Consider the following 17,296-nt stretch of genomic DNA (forward strand, 5'->3'; position numbering starts at 1 on the left):
ATGGCAGATTACCAGGGTAAAAAAGTCGTTATCATCGGGTTAGGCCTCACTGGCCTCTCCTGCGTGGACTTTTTCCTTGCGCGCGGCGTGACGCCGCGCGTGATGGATACGCGTGTCTCTCCGCCGGGTCTGGACAAACTGCCGGAACAGGTTGAACGCCACCTTGGTGGTCTGAATGATGACTGGCTGCTGGCAGCCGATCTGATTGTCGCCAGCCCGGGTATGGCGCTGGCGCACCCTTCACTGAGCGCTGCTGCGGATGCGGGCGTTGAGATTGTCGGCGATATCGAGCTGTTCTGCCGTGAAGCGCAGGCGCCGGTTATCGCGATCACCGGTTCTAACGGCAAAAGCACCGTTACTACCCTGGTGGGTGAAATGGCGAAAGCGGCAGGCATGAACGTAGGGGTAGGCGGCAATATCGGTCTGCCCGCGCTGATGCTGCTGGACAAAGGCTGCGAGCTGTACGTTCTGGAACTTTCCAGCTTCCAGCTTGAAACCACCTCCAGCCTGCATGCGGCGGCGGCAACGATCCTCAACGTGACGGAAGATCATATGGATCGGTACCCATTTGGTCTGCAGCAGTATCGCGCGGCCAAGCTGCGTGTTTACGAAAATGCCAAAGTTTGCGTGGTTAACGCCGACGACGCGCTGACCATGCCGGTGCGCGGCGCGGACGAGCGCTGCATCAGCTTTGGTATCACCATGGGTGATTATCATCTGAACCGCCAGCTGGGCGAAACCTGGCTGCGCGTGAAAGGTGAAAAAGTGCTGAACGTGAAGGAGATGAAGCTTTCCGGCCAGCACAACTATACCAATGCCCTGGCGGCGCTGGCGCTGGCAGATGCCGTAGGGCTACCGCGCTCTTCCAGCCTGAAAGCGTTGACCACGTTTTCCGGCCTGGCACACCGTTTCCAGCTGGCGCTGGAGCATAACGGCGTGCGCTGGATTAACGACTCCAAAGCGACCAACGTGGGAAGCACGGAGGCCGCGCTGAACGGTCTGCACGTTGACGGCACCCTGCATCTTCTGTTGGGTGGCGACGGCAAATCTGCTGATTTCTCCTCCCTGAAACAGTACCTCACCGGCGATAACATCCGCCTGTACTGCTTTGGCCATGACGGCAGCGAGCTGGCTGAACTACGCCCGGAAGTTGCTGAGCAAACTGAAACGATGGAACAGGCGATGCGCCTGATTGCCCCGCGCGTGCAGCCTGGCGACATGGTTCTGCTCTCCCCGGCGTGCGCCAGCCTCGATCAGTTTAAAAATTTCGAACAGCGTGGCGATGTCTTTACCCGCCTTGCGAAGGAGTTAGGCTGATGCGTTTATCTCTCCCTCGCCTGAAAATGCCGCGCCTGCCAGGATTTGGAATTCTGGTGTGGCTGTTTGCGGCGCTGAAAGGCTGGGTGATGGCTTCACGGGATAAAGATTCCGATAGCCTGATTATGTACGACCGCACCCTGTTCTGGCTGACGCTGGGGCTGGCGGCGATCGGCTTTATCATGGTGACGTCGGCCTCTATGCCCGTTGGACAGCGTCTGGCGAACGATCCCTTCCTGTTCGCCAAGCGTGACGGGCTGTACATCATTCTGGCGTTCTGCCTGGCGCTGGTAACGCTTCGTCTGCCGATGGCGTTCTGGCAGCGCCACAGTACCGCGATGCTGATCGCCTCCATTATCATGCTGCTGATCGTGCTGGTTGTCGGGAGCTCCGTTAACGGGGCATCACGCTGGATCGCCTTCGGTCCGCTGCGTATTCAGCCTGCGGAGTTCACCAAGCTTTCGTTATTCTGCTACCTGGCAAACTACCTGGTGCGAAAAGTCGATGAGGTGCGTAACAACCTTCGCGGCTTCTTAAAGCCGATGGGCGTCATTCTGGTGCTGGCGATCCTGCTGCTGGCGCAGCCTGACCTCGGGACCGTTGTCGTACTGTTTGTCACCACGCTGGCGATGCTGTTCCTGGCAGGGGCCAAGCTGTGGCAGTTCATCGCCATCATCGGGATGGGGATTTCAGCAGTGGTGCTGCTGATCCTCGCCGAGCCTTACCGTATCCGCCGCGTGACCTCGTTCTGGAACCCATGGGAAGATCCGTTCGGTAGCGGTTACCAGCTGACGCAGTCGCTGATGGCGTTTGGCCGCGGTGAAGTCTGGGGGCAAGGTCTGGGCAACTCGGTACAGAAACTGGAGTATTTACCGGAGGCGCACACCGACTTCATCTTCTCCATTATTGGGGAAGAACTGGGTTATATCGGTGTGGTATTAGCGCTTTTAATGGTATTCTTCGTCGCTTTCCGCGCCATGTCGATTGGCCGAAAAGCGCTGGAGATCGATCACCGCTTCTCAGGCTTCTTAGCCTGCTCAATTGGTATCTGGTTTAGCTTCCAGGCGCTGGTTAACGTCGGGGCCGCAGCGGGTATGCTGCCGACCAAAGGTCTGACGTTGCCGCTGATCAGCTATGGTGGTTCGAGCCTGTTGATCATGTCGACGGCCATTATGTTTTTGTTACGCATAGATTATGAGACGCGTCTGGAGAAAGCCCAGGCGTTTACACGAGGTTCACGATGAATCAACCGAAGCGGTTAATGGTGATGGCAGGCGGTACCGGTGGACACGTGTTCCCGGGGCTGGCGGTTGCGCACCATTTAATGGAGCAGGGCTGGCAGGTACGCTGGCTGGGAACCGCAGACCGCATGGAAGCCGACCTGGTACCGAAGCACGGTATTGAGATCGACTTTATTCGTATTTCCGGCCTGCGAGGCAAAGGCCTCAAGGCCATGCTGCTGGCGCCGGTGCGTATTTTTAATGCCTGGCGTCAGGCGCGCACCATCATGAAGCGCTTTAAGCCCGATGTGGTGCTGGGTATGGGCGGTTATGTTTCTGGTCCCGGCGGGCTGGCCGCGTGGTCGTTAGGCATTCCCGTTGTTCTGCACGAGCAGAACGGTATTGCCGGTCTGACCAACAAGTGGCTGGCGAAAATCGCCACCAAAGTGATGCAGGCGTTTCCCGGCGCGTTTCCGAAAGCGGACGTGGTGGGTAACCCGGTGCGCGTCGACGTGCTGGCGCTGCCGCTGCCGGATGCCCGCCTGGCGGGACGTGAAGGCCCGGTTCGTGTTTTGGTCGTTGGTGGTTCTCAGGGTGCGCGCATTCTGAATCAGACAATGCCGCAGGTGGCGGCAAAGCTGGGTGATGCCGTGACTATCTGGCACCAAAGCGGTAAAGGCGCTCAGCAGACCGTTGAGCAGGCGTACGCTGATGAAGGCCAGCCGCAGCATAAAGTGACGGAATTTATTGACGATATGGCCGCAGCCTATGCCTGGGCCGATGTCGTGGTCTGCCGCTCTGGCGCGCTGACGGTGAGCGAAATCGCCGCCGCCGGCTTGCCAGCGCTGTTCGTGCCGTTCCAGCACAAAGACCGACAGCAGTACTGGAACGCGCTGCCGCTTGAGAAAGCCGGCGCGGCGAAAATTTTTGAGCAGCCACACTTTACCGCCGATGCGGTCGCCACCACCCTGGCGGGCTGGAACAGAGACGCACTGCTGGAGATGGCGCAGCGCGCGCGCGCTGCCGCTATCCCGGATGCGACAGAACGGGTGGCAAAAGAAGTGAGCCTGGCAGCCCAGGCTTAACCCTCGCAGCGCGTGTTGCGCTGCACGAATTTTAAGTAGTCGATGGCGTTTAGAGAATGAATACACAACAACTGGCAAAACTGCGTTCAATCGTGCCCGAGATGCGTCGCGTCCGGCACATTCACTTTGTTGGCATCGGTGGTGCCGGCATGGGCGGTATTGCCGAAGTGTTAGCTAACGAAGGCTATCAGATCAGCGGGTCTGACCTGGCGCCAAACCCTGTCACGCAGCAGCTGGCGTCGCTTGGGGCGACTATCTATTTCAACCATCGCCCGGAAAACGTGCGCGATGCAAGCGTGGTGGTGGTATCGAGCGCCATCTCCTCTGACAATCCGGAAATTGTTGCCGCGCACGAAGCGCGCATTCCGGTGATACGCCGCGCAGAAATGCTGGCGGAACTGATGCGGTTCCGTCACGGCATTGCGATTGCCGGTACCCACGGTAAAACCACGACCACGGCGATGGTTTCCAGCATTTATGCGGAAGCGGGTCTCGATCCGACGTTTGTCAATGGCGGTCTGGTGAAAGCCGCAGGCGTCCATGCGCGTCTGGGCCACAGCCGTTATCTGATTGCGGAAGCGGATGAGAGCGACGCGTCGTTCCTGCACCTGCAGCCGATGGTGGCGATTGTCACTAATATCGAAGCCGACCATATGGATACCTACCAGGGCGACTTCGAAAACTTAAAGCAGACCTTCATCAACTTCCTGCACAACCTGCCGTTTTATGGCCGCGCGGTGATGTGCGTGGACGACCCGGTGATCCGCGAGCTGCTGCCGCGTGTAGGTCGTCAAATCACCACCTACGGCTTCAGCGAAGACGCTGACGTCCGCGTGGAAGAGTACAAACAGATTGGTGCGCAGGGGCATTTCACTCTGGCGCGTCAGGACAAAGAGCTGCTGCACGTCACGCTGAATGCGCCAGGGCGCCATAACGCACTTAACGCCGCAGCGGCAGTGGCTGTTGCGACGGAAGAAGGTATTGATGACGAGGCGATCCTGCGCGCGCTGGAAAGCTTCCAGGGGACGGGGCGTCGCTTCGACTTCCTCGGCGAGTTCCCGCTGGAAGCGGTGAATGGTAAGCCAGGTACCGCGATGCTGGTGGACGACTACGGTCACCATCCGACGGAAGTGGACGCGACCATCAAAGCCGCACGCGCGGGCTGGCCGGAGAAGAATCTGGTGATGATTTTCCAGCCGCACCGCTTCACGCGTACCCGCGATCTGTATGACGATTTCGCCAGCGTGCTGTCACAGGTAGATACCCTGCTGATGCTGGATGTTTACGCCGCCGGCGAAACGCCAATTCCAGGCGCAGACAGCCGTTCCCTGTGTCGTACCATCCGCGGGCGCGGTAAAGTTGACCCTATTCTGGTTTCTGACCCGGCACAGGTGGCGGAAATTCTGGCACCGGTCCTGACCGGTAACGATCTCATCCTGATTCAGGGTGCGGGAAATATCGGCAAGATCGCCCGTACCTTAGCTGAAATCAAACTGAAGCCGCAAACCCAGGAGGATGAGCATCATGGCTGATAAGATTGCAGTCCTCTCTGGCGGCAACTCCGCCGAGCGCGAGGTTTCTCTGAATTCCGGCGCTGCCGTGCTGGCGGGCCTGCGTGAAGGCGGCGTAAACGCACATATTGTCGATCCAAAAGAGGTCGACGTGACGCAATTAAAAGCGATGGGCTTCGATAAGGTCTTTATCGCGTTACATGGTCGTGGCGGTGAAGACGGAACCCTGCAAGGGCTTCTGGAGCTGATCGGCCTGCCTTACACCGGCAGCGGCGTGATGGCATCCGCCATCTCTATGGATAAACTGCGCAGTAAGTTACTCTGGCAGGGAGCGGGTTTACCCGTTGCGCCGTGGGTGGCGCTGACGCGCGGCGAATTTGAATTGGGCCTGTCGGACAGCGTTAATACACGCATTGCGGCACTGGGCTTACCGGTTATTGTAAAGCCGAGCAGGGAAGGGTCGAGCGTCGGGATGTCAAAGGTCGATAAAGCTGAAGATTTAACATCTGCTTTAGCGCTGGCATTTCAACACGATGAAGAAGTTCTGATTGAAAAATGGCTCAGCGGGCCGGAATTTACCGTCGCGATGCTTGGAGAAGAAATTTTACCGTCAATTCGCATCCAACCCGCCGGAGTCTTCTATGATTATGAGGCGAAGTATCTCTCTGATGAGACGCAATATTTCTGCCCTTGTGGTCTTGAAGCAGAGCGCGAAGCCGAATTACAGTCCCTGGTGCTTAAAGCCTGGAATGTTTTGGGCTGCAGCGGCTGGGGGCGCATTGATGTGATGCAGGACAATGACGGGCAGTTTTATCTGCTGGAAGCCAATACGTCACCGGGAATGACCAGCCACAGCCTTGTGCCGATGGCGGCGCGTCAGGCGGGAATGAGCTTCTCGCAGTTAGTCGTACGTATTCTGGACCAGGCGGGCTGATATGTCTCAGGCTGCATTGAACACGCGCAACCGCGATGACGAAGAAGAATACACTTCTTCACGCCGGAGTAATGGAACGCGTCTTGCAGGGATAATTTTCCTGCTCGGGGTGCTGTGCACCGTGTTTATCAGCGGCTGGATGGTGCTGGGCTGGATGGAAGACGCACAGCGGTTGCCGCTGTCAAAGCTGGTGGTGACCGGCGAGCGTCACTACACGCGTAACGATGATATTCGCCAGTCTATTCTGGCGCTGGGAGCGCCCGGCACCTTTATGACGCAGGACGTCAATATTATCCAGAGCCAGATTGAACGTCTGCCCTGGATAAAACAGGCGAGTGTCAGAAAACAATGGCCTGATGAATTGAAGATTCATCTGGTTGAATATGTGCCCATTGCGCGTTGGAATGATCAGCACATGGTTGACGTAGATGGAAATTCCTTCAGCGTCCCGAGCGATCGTGTCAACAAGCAAAATTTACCGATGTTGTATGGCCCTGAAGGCAGCGAAAACGAAGTATTGCAGGGTTTTCGTGAAATGGGGCAGGTGCTGGCGAAGGACAGGTTTACGTTAAAAGATGCTGCGATGACGGCGCGCCGCTCCTGGCAGCTGACTTTGACGAACGGCATTAAGCTCAACCTGGGACGCGGCGACACAATGAAACGTCTTGCGCGTTTTGTAGAACTTTACCCGGTTTTACAACAGCAGGCGCAGGCGGACGGCAAACGGATAAGCTACGTTGATTTGCGCTATGACTCAGGCGCAGCAGTCGGTTGGGAGCCGGCTCCGGTCGAGGAACCTAATCAGCAACAGAATCAGGCACAGGTACAGGCAGAACAACAATGATCAAGGCGACGGACAGAAAACTGGTAGTTGGACTGGAGATTGGCACCGCGAAGGTTGCCGCTTTAGTAGGGGAAGTTCTGCCCGACGGTATGGTCAATATCATTGGCGTGGGCAGTTGCCCGTCCCGTGGTATGGATAAAGGTGGGGTAAACGACCTTGAGTCGGTGGTGAAATGCGTACAGCGCGCCATCGACCAGGCTGAATTAATGGCAGATTGCCAGATTTCTTCTGTCTATCTGGCCCTTTCTGGCAAGCACATTAGCTGCCAGAACGAAATCGGTATGGTGCCGATTTCTGAAGAAGAAGTGACGCAGGAAGACGTTGAAAACGTTGTGCATACGGCGAAGTCCGTGCGCGTTCGCGATGAGCATCGCGTGCTGCACGTGATCCCGCAGGAATATGCGATTGACTATCAGGAAGGGATCAAGAACCCGGTTGGTCTGTCTGGCGTGCGTATGCAGGCAAAAGTGCACCTGATCACATGTCACAACGATATGGCGAAGAACATCGTAAAAGCCGTTGAACGTTGTGGCCTGAAAGTTGACCAACTTATTTTCGCCGGTCTGGCGGCAAGTTATTCCGTGCTGACCGAAGACGAACGTGAACTGGGTGTCTGTGTGGTGGATATCGGTGGTGGTACAATGGACATGGCCGTGTATACCGGCGGTGCGCTGCGCCACACCAAAGTGATCCCTTACGCAGGGAACGTTGTGACCAGCGATATTGCTTACGCTTTTGGTACGCCACCGAGCGATGCAGAAGCGATTAAAGTACGCCACGGCTGTGCGCTGGGGTCTATCGTTGGTAAAGATGAGAGCGTTGAGGTGCCGAGCGTGGGCGGCCGTCCGCCGCGTAGCCTGCAGCGCCAGACGTTGGCAGAGGTAATTGAGCCGCGCTATACCGAGCTGCTCAACCTGGTCAACGAAGAGATTTTACAGCTTCAGGAACAGCTTCGTCAGCAGGGTGTTAAGCATCATCTTGCGGCGGGGATTGTATTAACCGGCGGTGCAGCGCAAATTGAAGGTCTTGCGGCCTGCGCTCAGCGCGTGTTCCATACGCAGGTGCGTATTGGTGCGCCGCTGAATATTACCGGTTTAACGGATTATGCTCAGGAGCCGTACTATTCAACGGCTGTGGGCCTGCTCCACTACGGGAAGGAATCTCATCTCAGTGGTGAAGCAGAAGTGGAAAAACGCGTCTCAGTGGGGTCGTGGGTCAAACGACTGAACAACTGGCTGCGAAAAGAGTTTTAATTTTTTAAAGAGACCGGAGAGAATTAGCGGTCTCGGGCGACAGGCACAACGGAGAGAGAAATTATGTTTGAACCTATGGAACTGACCAACGACGCGGTGATTAAAGTCATCGGCGTCGGTGGCGGCGGCGGTAACGCCGTAGAGCATATGGTGCGTGAACGCATTGAAGGTGTTGAATTCTTCGCAGTTAACACCGATGCGCAGGCACTGCGTAAAACGGCAGTTGGCCAGACTATCCAGATCGGCGGTGGCATCACCAAAGGGCTGGGCGCTGGGGCTAACCCGGAAGTCGGTCGCAACGCGGCTGAAGAAGATCGTGAAGCCCTGCGTGCTGCACTGGAAGGTGCGGACATGGTCTTCATCGCAGCAGGCATGGGCGGCGGTACCGGTACCGGTGCAGCACCTGTTGTCGCTGAAGTAGCTAAAGATTTAGGTATCCTGACCGTTGCTGTCGTGACCAAGCCTTTCAACTTCGAAGGCAAAAAGCGTATGGCCTTCGCGGAACAGGGTATCACCGAGCTGTCCAAGCATGTGGACTCGCTGATCACCATCCCGAACGACAAACTGCTGAAAGTTCTGGGTCGTGGTATCTCCCTGCTTGACGCCTTCGGCGCAGCAAACGACGTGCTGAAAGGCGCTGTCCAGGGTATCGCAGAACTGATTACCCGTCCTGGCCTGATGAACGTTGACTTTGCAGACGTTCGCACCGTGATGTCCGAAATGGGCTACGCGATGATGGGCTCTGGCGTGGCGAGCGGCGAAGACCGTGCGGAAGAAGCGGCTGAAATGGCTATCTCTTCTCCACTGCTGGAAGATATCGATCTGTCCGGTGCGCGCGGCGTGCTGGTCAACATTACCGCTGGCTTTGACCTGCGTCTGGATGAGTTCGAAACCGTCGGTAATACCATCCGCGCGTTCGCCTCTGACAACGCGACCGTGGTAATTGGTACTTCCCTTGACCCGGAAATGAACGACGAGCTGCGTGTTACCGTTGTTGCGACCGGTATCGGTATGGACAAGCGTCCTGAGATCACCCTCGTGACCAACAAGCAGACTCAGCAACCGGTAATGGATCGTTACCAGCAGCACGGTATGTCTCCTCTGACTCAGGAGCAAAAACCGGCCGCGAAAGTGGTGAACGACCCAACGCCGCAAACGGCAAAAGAGCCAGATTATCTGGACATCCCGGCGTTCCTGCGTAAGCAAGCTGACTAAGAATTGGCTGGAATTTGGGGATTTGCGCTCTTTGTGCTAAACTGGCCCACCGTTAGTGATATACACTCTCGGTTGGATAGTTAATTTGGCGAGATTATACGATGATCAAACAAAGGACACTTAAACGTATCGTTCAGGCGACGGGTGTCGGTTTACATACCGGCAAGAAAGTCACACTGACGTTACGCCCTGCGCCGGCCAATACCGGGGTCATCTATCGTCGCACCGACTTGAATCCACCGGTAGATTTTCCGGCCGATGCCAAATCTGTGCGTGATACAATGCTCTGTACTTGTCTGGTGAACGAGCATGACGTGCGGATTTCTACCGTAGAGCACCTGAACGCCGCCCTGGCGGGGCTGGGTATCGACAACATTATTGTTGAAGTCGATGCGCCAGAAATCCCGATTATGGATGGTAGTGCTGCGCCGTTCGTTTATCTGTTGCTGGATGCCGGCATCGAAGAGCTGAACTGTGCGAAGAAATTTGTTCGCATCAAAGAGACCGTTCGCGTCGAAGATGGCGACAAGTGGGCTGAATTCAAACCGTACAATGGTTTCTCGCTGGACTTTACCATCGACTTTAACCATCCGGCGATTGACTCCAGCACTCAGCGCTACGCGATGAACTTCTCTGCTGATGCGTTTATGCGCCAGATCAGCCGCGCTCGTACGTTTGGCTTCATGCGTGATATCGAATATCTGCAGTCCCGCGGCCTGTGCCTGGGCGGCAGCTTCGATTGTGCCATCGTTGTTGACGATTATCGCGTACTGAACGAAGACGGCCTGCGTTTTGAAGATGAATTCGTTCGTCACAAAATGCTGGATGCGATCGGCGACCTGTTCATGTGTGGTCACAACATCATTGGTGCATTTACCGCGTTCAAATCCGGTCATGCACTGAACAACAAATTGTTGCAGGCCGTCCTGGCAAAACAGGAAGCCTGGGAATATGTGACCTTTGAAGACGAAGCGGAACTGCCGCTGGCGTTCAAAGCACCGACTATGGTCCTGGCGTAACGGTTAACGCCGTTTCGTAAGAAAAGCGACTGGTTCACCTGGTACTCTCTCCGACCAGGGAAGCCAGTCGTTTTTATTTCTGCCCTTCTTTGATTTGCCCCTCTACTCCCTGGCCATTGTCGGGTGCCGAATAACGGTGTGTTCGCTGCATTATTGACCGTTTTTACCTGCTGCAAGGTGTCATTCCTGCTGCTGCGTATTGGCTTTAGTGGTAATATCTGGGCGCTAAAAAAGAATAACTGAACTCAGCCTGCACTGGCGGGCGATTGTGGTGGAGCAAGTGAGCGGAATACTGACGCGCTGGCGACAATTTGGCAGACGTTACTTCTGGCCGCATCTCTTATTAGGGATGGTCGCGGCGAGTTTCGGCTTGCCTGCGCTCAGCAACAGTGCGGAAGCGGCGACGCCAGCACGTTCCACGACAACTAAACACGATCTCTCGACGCGGGTTAACTTTACTAATCTCGCGTGGCTTGAAGCCAGCCGTCGTCCTAATTTCTCCGTTGATTACTGGCAGCAGCACGCCATCCGCACGGTTATTCGTCATCTGTCGTTCGCGATGGCGCCGCAGACGATGCCTGTTGCTGAAGAGTCGCTGCCGGTTCAGGCTCAGCATCTTGCCCTGCTCGATACGCTTAATGCGCTTCTGACGCAGGATAACCAGCCGCCCGTGACCGTGAGTCAGACGGCGCAAACCTCGTTTGTTCCTCCTGTATCATTCTCCGTTTCGACATGGATTAGCCAGGTTCACGGCATCCGTGCCGGGCCTCAACGCCTCAGCTAAATTAACCTTTTTCAATACCTTAATTTATCTGCCCGTCTGGGGCGTTTGAGAATTTATTATGCTAATCAAATTATTAACCAAAGTTTTTGGTAGTCGTAACGATCGTACCCTGCGCCGTATGCGCAAAGCTGTTGCCGTCATCAACGGTATGGAACCGGCGATGGAGAAGCTCTCTGATGATGAGCTGAAAGCGAAAACCGCGGAATTCCGTGCGCGTCTGGAAAAAGGTGAAACCTTAGAAAGCCTGATCCCGGAAGCTTTCGCCGTTGTGCGTGAAGCGAGTAAACGTGTGTTCGGCATGCGTCACTTCGACGTTCAATTGCTGGGCGGTATGGTGCTTAACGAACGCTGCATCGCGGAAATGCGTACCGGTGAAGGTAAAACCCTGACCGCAACGCTGCCGGCTTACCTGAATGCACTGACCGGTAAGGGCGTTCACGTCGTTACCGTCAACGACTATCTGGCCCAGCGTGATGCCGAAAACAACCGTCCGCTGTTCGAATTCCTCGGCATGACCGTCGGCATCAACATGTCCGGACTGCCGGCACCCGCCAAGCGCGAAGCCTACAACGCGGACATCACCTACGGCACCAACAACGAATACGGCTTCGACTACCTGCGCGACAACATGGCGTTCAGCCCGGAAGAGCGCGTCCAGCGTAAGCTGCACTATGCGCTGGTGGATGAGGTTGACTCCATTCTGATCGATGAAGCGCGTACCCCGCTGATCATCTCCGGCCCGGCCGAAGACAGCTCTGACATGTACCGTAAAGTCGACAAAATCATTCCACACCTGCTGCGTCAGGAGAAAGAAGACTCCGATACCTTCCAGGGTGAAGGCCACTTCTCCGTGGATGAAAAAGCGCGCCAGGTGAACCTGACCGAACGCGGTCTGGTGAAAATCGAAGAGCTGCTGGTGGCTGAAGGCATTATGGAAGAAGGTGAGTCTCTGTACTCTCCGAGCAACATCATGCTGATGCACCACGTGACCGCCGCGCTGCGCGCCCACGCGCTGTTCACCCGCGACGTTGACTACATAGTGAAAGACGGTGAAGTCATCATTGTCGATGAACACACCGGCCGTACCATGCAGGGTCGTCGCTGGTCCGATGGCCTGCACCAGGCGGTGGAAGCGAAAGAAGGCGTGGACATTCAAAACGAAAACCAGACGCTGGCCTCAATCACCTTCCAGAACTACTTCCGTCTGTATGAGAAACTGGCGGGGATGACCGGTACCGCAGATACCGAAGCGTTTGAATTCAGCTCCATCTACAAGCTGGATACCGTGGTGGTGCCAACCAACCGTCCGATGATCCGTAAGGATATGCCGGACCTGGTGTACATGACCGAAGCGGAAAAAATTCAGGCGATCATCGAAGATATTCGCGACCGTACTGCCAATGGTCAGCCGGTTCTGGTGGGGACCATCTCCATCGAGAAATCCGAGGTGGTTTCCAATGAGCTGACCAAAGCAGGCATCAAGCACAACGTTCTGAACGCCAAGTTCCACGCTAAAGAAGCGGACATTGTTGCTCAGGCGGGCTATCCGGCAGCCGTGACCATCGCCACCAACATGGCAGGTCGTGGTACCGATATTATGCTCGGCGGTAGCTGGCAGGCTGAAGTCGCTGAGCTGGAAAACCCAACGCCAGAGCAGATCGAGCAGATCAAAGCCGACTGGCAGGTGCGTCACGACGCGGTGCTGGCATCCGGTGGTCTGCACATCATCGGTACCGAGCGTCACGAATCTCGTCGTATCGACAACCAGCTGCGCGGCCGTGCGGGCCGTCAGGGTGATGCCGGTTCTTCCCGCTTCTACCTGTCTATGGAAGATGCGCTGATGCGTATTTTCGCCTCCGACCGCGTGTCCGGCATGATGCGTAAGCTGGGCATGAAGCCTGGTGAAGCCATTGAGCACCCATGGGTGACTAAAGCGATCGCTAACGCCCAGCGTAAAGTTGAAAGCCGCAACTTCGATATTCGTAAGCAGCTGCTGGAATATGATGACGTGGCCAACGATCAGCGTCGCGCGATCTACACCCAGCGTAACGAACTGCTGGACGTGTCCGACGTGAGCGAAACCATCAACAGCATCCGCGAAGATGTGTTCAAATCCACCATCGACGCGCATATTCCACCGCAGTCTCTGGAAGAGATGTGGGACGTTGAAGGCCTGCAGGAACGTCTGAAAAACGACTTCGATCTCGATCTGCCAATCAAAGAGTGGCTGGACAAAGAGCCTGAGCTGCATGAAGAGACCCTGCGCGAACGTATCTTTGAAACCGCGCTGGAGGTTTATAAGCGTAAGGAAGAAGTGGTTGGCGCTGAGATGATGCGTCACTTCGAGAAAGGGGTGATGCTGCAAACGCTGGACTCCCTGTGGAAAGAGCACCTGGCGGCGATGGACTACCTGCGTCAGGGTATCCACCTGCGCGGCTATGCGCAGAAAGATCCGAAGCAGGAGTACAAGCGTGAATCCTTCTCCATGTTTGCCTCTATGCTGGAGTCACTGAAGTACGAAGTGATCAGCACCCTGAGCAAGGTTCAGGTGCGCATGCCGGAAGAAGTGGAAGCGATGGAGCAGCAGCGCCGTGAAGAAGCTGAGCGTCTGGCGCAGATGCAGCAGCTGAGCCACCAGACTGACGAAAGCGAAGCCGCAGCAGCGATCGCCGCGCAGACCGGCGATCGTAAAGTCGGTCGTAACGATCCGTGTCCGTGTGGTTCCGGTAAAAAATACAAGGCGTGCCACGGCCGCCTGAGCTAAGAACATAACTAACTGAAAAGGCGCAGATATCTGCGCCTTTTTTATGGAAGTGACGCTATGAAAATACTGCAAATTGCCGTCGGGATTATTCGCAACCCGCAAAACCAAATCTTCATCACCCAGCGCGCTGCTGACGCCCATATGGCGAACAAGTGGGAGTTTCCTGGCGGGAAAATCGAATCAGGAGAAACCCCGGAAGAGGCGCTGGTGCGTGAGCTGCAGGAAGAGGTGGGGATTATCCCGCTTGGCGCCACGCTGTTCGATAAGCTGGAGTATCAGTTTCCCGACAGGCACATCACGCTGTGGTTCTGGCTGGTGGAAAGCTGGGAAGGTGAGCCCTGGGGAAAAGAGGGACAGCCGGGTAACTGGGTTGAACTCCAGGTCAGTGATGCCGACAAATTCCCGCCAGCCAATGAGCCTGTGATCCGCCGCTTAGCGACAAACATGTAGGCCTGCCGAACGAATCGCCAGCAGGCTTTGAACGTTACTGCTGGCTTTCGCTCCAGTCATCGCTATCCGAGAGGTCGCCTTCGCTCGGAATTCGTTTCTCTTCCGCCGCCCATTCGCCCAGATCAATGAGCTGACAGCGCTTGCAGCAGAACGGGCGAAACGGACTCACTTCTCCCCAGACGACAGTTTTCCCACAGGTTGGGCAGTTTACGGTGGTGACGTCAGACATTGGCACTCCTTAACAACAGGCCAGTTCAAAATCGAGGCGTTCCGGCACGGTGCCATTTTCACTGTCCAGCGGCATAAAGCGGATCGCGAAACGGCTTTTATGCCCGGAAATTTGCGGATAAAGCTGCTCGCCAAGAGACAAATTTAGACGCAGAAGATCGGCGTCGTCGCCGTTGTCCTGATAAAAACCGTTGAGACTGGTTTGCTTGCGGAACGGGGCAGAGTTACGCACAAGATCGAGGATCAGCGATAGCGTCTGATTCATCGGCTCCAGGCTACCCAGCCAGCTGTTTACCTGGCGATCGCGCTGTTCCTGCGGCATATGCAGCCACATATGCAGCGTTGGCAGATCAAAGCTACAGCAACCGCCCGGTATGCTCAGGCGCTGGCGCACCAGCGCTATCAAACGGTCTTCTCGTAAATATTGCCCAACGCGCGGCGCGGCCATCAGCGTCGTGCTGCTATTTTTCAACTGCTGGCGTAAGGCGTCAATTCGACTTTGATCCACGCCCGGTACTTCGGCCCAGGCCTGTAATTTACGCTGCTGGCGCTCCAGCTCTTTCAACAGCTCCGTGCGGACATCGCCACGTTCAATCACATCCAGCAGATCGCCTACGTTGCGAAAGAAGTGCAACGCCGTGGCATGATCGTTAACAGGCAGATGTTGTGAAAGCTGTTGGATGAGAAATTCAATGCGCAGCCAGGTACGCATTTTTTCATTAAGCGGGTGCTCAAAAAGGATGTGAGTCGACATTATGGTTTTTCCTGTGCAACGGCCTGCGCGGCGAAGGTTAGATACTGCTCGTGCAGGCGGGCAACATCCGATGCAATGGCATCTGGTGCGCCGTTATTATCAATAACATCATCCGCAACGGCAAGGCGCTGAGCGCGAGTGGCCTGAGCGGCAAGAATTTGTTCAGCATGTTCACGCGAGACGTGGTCGCGCGTCATGGTTCGCTGGATTTGCGTCTCGGGTGTGACATCAATCACCAATACCCGATTGGCTTTTTTATGCAGCTGATTTTCTACCAGGAGCGGAACCACCCACAGGACATAGGGCGAGCGGGCTGCGGCTATCTGACGCTGAGTTTCCTGGTGGATAATGGGGTGGAGCAGGGCATTAAGCCAGGCTTTTTCCGCAGAATCGGAAAAAATATATTCGCGAAGCTGACGGCGGTTCAGTGTGCCATCGGCATTGATGATTGCCTGGCCGAAATGGTCGGCGATGGCCTTTAGCGCGGGTGTATTGGGCTCTACCACCTGACGGGCAATAATATCAGCATCAATAATCGCGATGCCGAGACGAGAAAACGCGTCCGCAACGGTACTTTTGCCACTACCGATGCCGCCGGTTACTGCGACGATATACCCCATTAAATCAAATCCTGGGAATTATTCATTATGGAAATCAGTTGCTTAAAAAACAAACGTGCGACAGTAATTGTTTGATTCTCTTTACCGGCTTTTTACCAGGTAAATTTATAGGATTGTAGCGTAAAAAAAGAGAATTTCGCAGTCTTGCGGAGCAGGTATTAGTGCGTATGATAGCGTCACTGGAGTTGTGCTTTTAACATATTTGCCTCTAACCCCAGGAATCCGCACATGCGTATCGAAGAAGATCTGAAGTTAGGTTTCAAAGACGTTCTTATCCGCCCTAAACGCTCTACACTGAAAAGTCGCTCAGACGTTGAACTCGAACGTCAATTCACCTTTAAACACTCCGGTCAGACGTGGTCTGGCGTGCCAATCATTGCTGCCAACATGGATACAGTCGGTACCTTTGAGATGGCAACGGCGCTGGCTCAGTTCGATATTCTTACTGCAGTCCACAAGCACTACACTCCTGAAGAGTGGAATGCGTTTGTTGCGTCCGCCTCTGCTGACGTGGTGAAGCACGTGATGGTTTCCACCGGTACTTCCGATGCCGATTTCGAGAAAACCAAACAGATCCTGAATGCCAACCCGGCGCTTAGCTTCGTTTGTATTGATGTGGCGAACGGTTACTCCGAGCACTTCGTGCAGTTCGTCAGCAAGGCGCGCGAAGCCTGGCCGACCAAAACCATCATCGCGGGTAACGTGGTGACCGGTGAAATGTGTGAAGAGCTGATCCTTTCCGGTGCCGACATTGTGAAAGTGGGCATTGGCCCGGGCTCCGTATGCACCACGCGCGTGAAGACCGGAGTTGGTTATCCGCAGCTTTCCGCGGTCATTGAATGTGCCGACGCGGCGCACGGTCTGGGCGGCCAGATCATCAGCGACGGCGGTTGCACCATGCCGGGCGATGTCGCAAAGGCCTTTGGCGGCGGCGCGGACTTCGTGATGCTCGGCGGTATGCTGGCAGGCCACGAAGAGAGCGGCGGCACCGTGGTGGAAGAGAACGGCGAGAAATTCATGCTGTTTTACGGTATGAGTTCTGAATCCGCGATGACCCGCCACGTCGGTGGCGTGGCTAAATACCGTGCGGCAGAAGGCAAAACCGTGAAGCTGCCTCTGCGCGGCCCGGTTGAAAACACCGCGCGCGACATCCTGGGCGGCCTGCGCTCAGCCTGTACCTACGTGGGTGCATCCCGCCTGAAAGAGCTGACGAAACGCACAACGTTTATTCGCGTTCAGGAGCAGGAAAACCGCGTTTTCAATAGCCTGTAATGGCTTTCGCTGGCGCATGCTTGTGC

16 protein-coding genes are annotated in these 17,296 nt (G+C 55.7%); 13 read left to right on the forward strand and 3 right to left on the reverse strand.

What is annotated here, in order from left to right:
- The 12 genes from murD (at position 1) to mutT (ending at position 14,396) form a co-directional block, all read left to right on the forward strand.
- The gene (murD, locus tag APT89_RS19235; protein ID WP_060573315.1) at positions 1-1,317 is read left to right on the forward strand and encodes a UDP-N-acetylmuramoyl-L-alanine--D-glutamate ligase; all 1,317 of its coding nucleotides are present in this window, start codon (positions 1-3) and stop codon (positions 1,315-1,317) included.
- Positions 1,317-2,561 carry a cell division protein FtsW gene (ftsW, locus tag APT89_RS19240; RefSeq protein WP_028015508.1) on the forward strand — a complete coding sequence of 415 codons (1,245 nt, stop codon included), beginning with the start codon at positions 1,317-1,319 and terminating at the stop codon, positions 2,559-2,561. The genes murD and ftsW overlap by 1 nt, the downstream gene beginning before the upstream one ends.
- A complete protein-coding gene (gene murG / locus APT89_RS19245; protein ID WP_028015509.1) occupies positions 2,558-3,622 on the forward strand; it encodes an undecaprenyldiphospho-muramoylpentapeptide beta-N-acetylglucosaminyltransferase in 1,065 nt (354 codons plus the stop codon). Before ftsW ends, murG begins: the two co-directional genes overlap by 4 nt.
- Positions 3,623-3,678: 56 nt before the next feature.
- The gene (gene murC, locus APT89_RS19250) at positions 3,679-5,154 is read left to right on the forward strand and encodes a UDP-N-acetylmuramate--L-alanine ligase (protein WP_047363459.1); all 1,476 of its coding nucleotides are present in this window, start codon (positions 3,679-3,681) and stop codon (positions 5,152-5,154) included.
- Positions 5,147-6,067 carry a D-alanine--D-alanine ligase gene (locus tag APT89_RS19255; protein WP_041911244.1) on the forward strand — a complete coding sequence of 307 codons (921 nt, stop codon included), beginning with the start codon at positions 5,147-5,149 and terminating at the stop codon, positions 6,065-6,067. The genes murC and APT89_RS19255 overlap by 8 nt, the downstream gene beginning before the upstream one ends.
- Before the next feature lies 1 nt (position 6,068).
- The gene (gene ftsQ / locus APT89_RS19260) at positions 6,069-6,911 is read left to right on the forward strand and encodes a cell division protein FtsQ (protein ID WP_047363461.1); all 843 of its coding nucleotides are present in this window, start codon (positions 6,069-6,071) and stop codon (positions 6,909-6,911) included.
- The gene (gene ftsA / locus APT89_RS19265; protein ID WP_006173845.1) at positions 6,908-8,164 is read left to right on the forward strand and encodes a cell division protein FtsA; all 1,257 of its coding nucleotides are present in this window, start codon (positions 6,908-6,910) and stop codon (positions 8,162-8,164) included. Before ftsQ ends, ftsA begins: the two co-directional genes overlap by 4 nt.
- A gap of 63 nt (positions 8,165-8,227) precedes the next feature.
- Entirely contained in the window at positions 8,228-9,379 is a 1,152-nt protein-coding gene (gene ftsZ, locus APT89_RS19270; protein ID WP_008501978.1) for a cell division protein FtsZ, read from the forward strand.
- 101 nt (positions 9,380-9,480) lie between these two features.
- Complete coding sequence (lpxC, locus tag APT89_RS19275; protein ID WP_006810110.1) at positions 9,481-10,398, forward strand: UDP-3-O-acyl-N-acetylglucosamine deacetylase; 918 nt, start codon at positions 9,481-9,483, stop codon at positions 10,396-10,398.
- A 280-nt stretch (positions 10,399-10,678) separates the two neighbouring features.
- A complete protein-coding gene (gene secM, locus APT89_RS19280; protein ID WP_041912065.1) occupies positions 10,679-11,182 on the forward strand; it encodes a secA translation cis-regulator SecM in 504 nt (167 codons plus the stop codon).
- Between the two features lie 58 nt (positions 11,183-11,240).
- On the forward strand, positions 11,241-13,946 hold the full coding sequence (secA, locus tag APT89_RS19285) for a preprotein translocase subunit SecA (protein WP_047363463.1): 2,706 nt from the start codon (positions 11,241-11,243) through the stop codon (positions 13,944-13,946).
- Positions 13,947-14,003: 57 nt separating this feature from the next.
- On the forward strand, positions 14,004-14,396 hold the full coding sequence (gene mutT, locus APT89_RS19290; protein WP_047363465.1) for an 8-oxo-dGTP diphosphatase MutT: 393 nt from the start codon (positions 14,004-14,006) through the stop codon (positions 14,394-14,396).
- A gap of 34 nt (positions 14,397-14,430) precedes the next feature.
- Here mutT and yacG read toward each other — a convergent pair whose 3' ends face one another.
- From yacG to coaE, 3 genes are read right to left on the reverse strand one after another with little or no spacing between them, the layout of a single operon-like run.
- Positions 14,431-14,625, reverse strand: a complete 195-nt coding sequence (gene yacG / locus APT89_RS19295; protein ID WP_028015516.1) for a DNA gyrase inhibitor YacG — start codon at positions 14,623-14,625, stop codon at positions 14,431-14,433.
- 9 nt (positions 14,626-14,634) lie between these two features.
- Positions 14,635-15,378 carry a cell division protein ZapD gene (gene zapD / locus APT89_RS19300; protein WP_028015517.1) on the reverse strand — a complete coding sequence of 248 codons (744 nt, stop codon included), beginning with the start codon at positions 15,376-15,378 and terminating at the stop codon, positions 14,635-14,637.
- The gene (gene coaE, locus APT89_RS19305) at positions 15,378-15,998 is read right to left on the reverse strand and encodes a dephospho-CoA kinase (RefSeq protein WP_028015518.1); all 621 of its coding nucleotides are present in this window, start codon (positions 15,996-15,998) and stop codon (positions 15,378-15,380) included. Before coaE ends, zapD begins: the two co-directional genes overlap by 1 nt.
- 228 nt (positions 15,999-16,226) lie before the next feature.
- On the opposite strand from coaE, the gene APT89_RS19310 reads away from it, so the two are divergent.
- Positions 16,227-17,270, forward strand: coding sequence for a GMP reductase (locus tag APT89_RS19310; RefSeq protein WP_028015519.1), 1,044 nt, complete (start codon positions 16,227-16,229; stop codon positions 17,268-17,270).
- The last annotated feature ends 26 nt before the right edge of the window (positions 17,271-17,296 follow it).

It is taken from the genome of Enterobacter sp. 50588862 (assembly GCF_001462935.1).
Classification (GTDB): Bacteria; Pseudomonadota; Gammaproteobacteria; order Enterobacterales; family Enterobacteriaceae; genus Enterobacter; species Enterobacter bugandensis.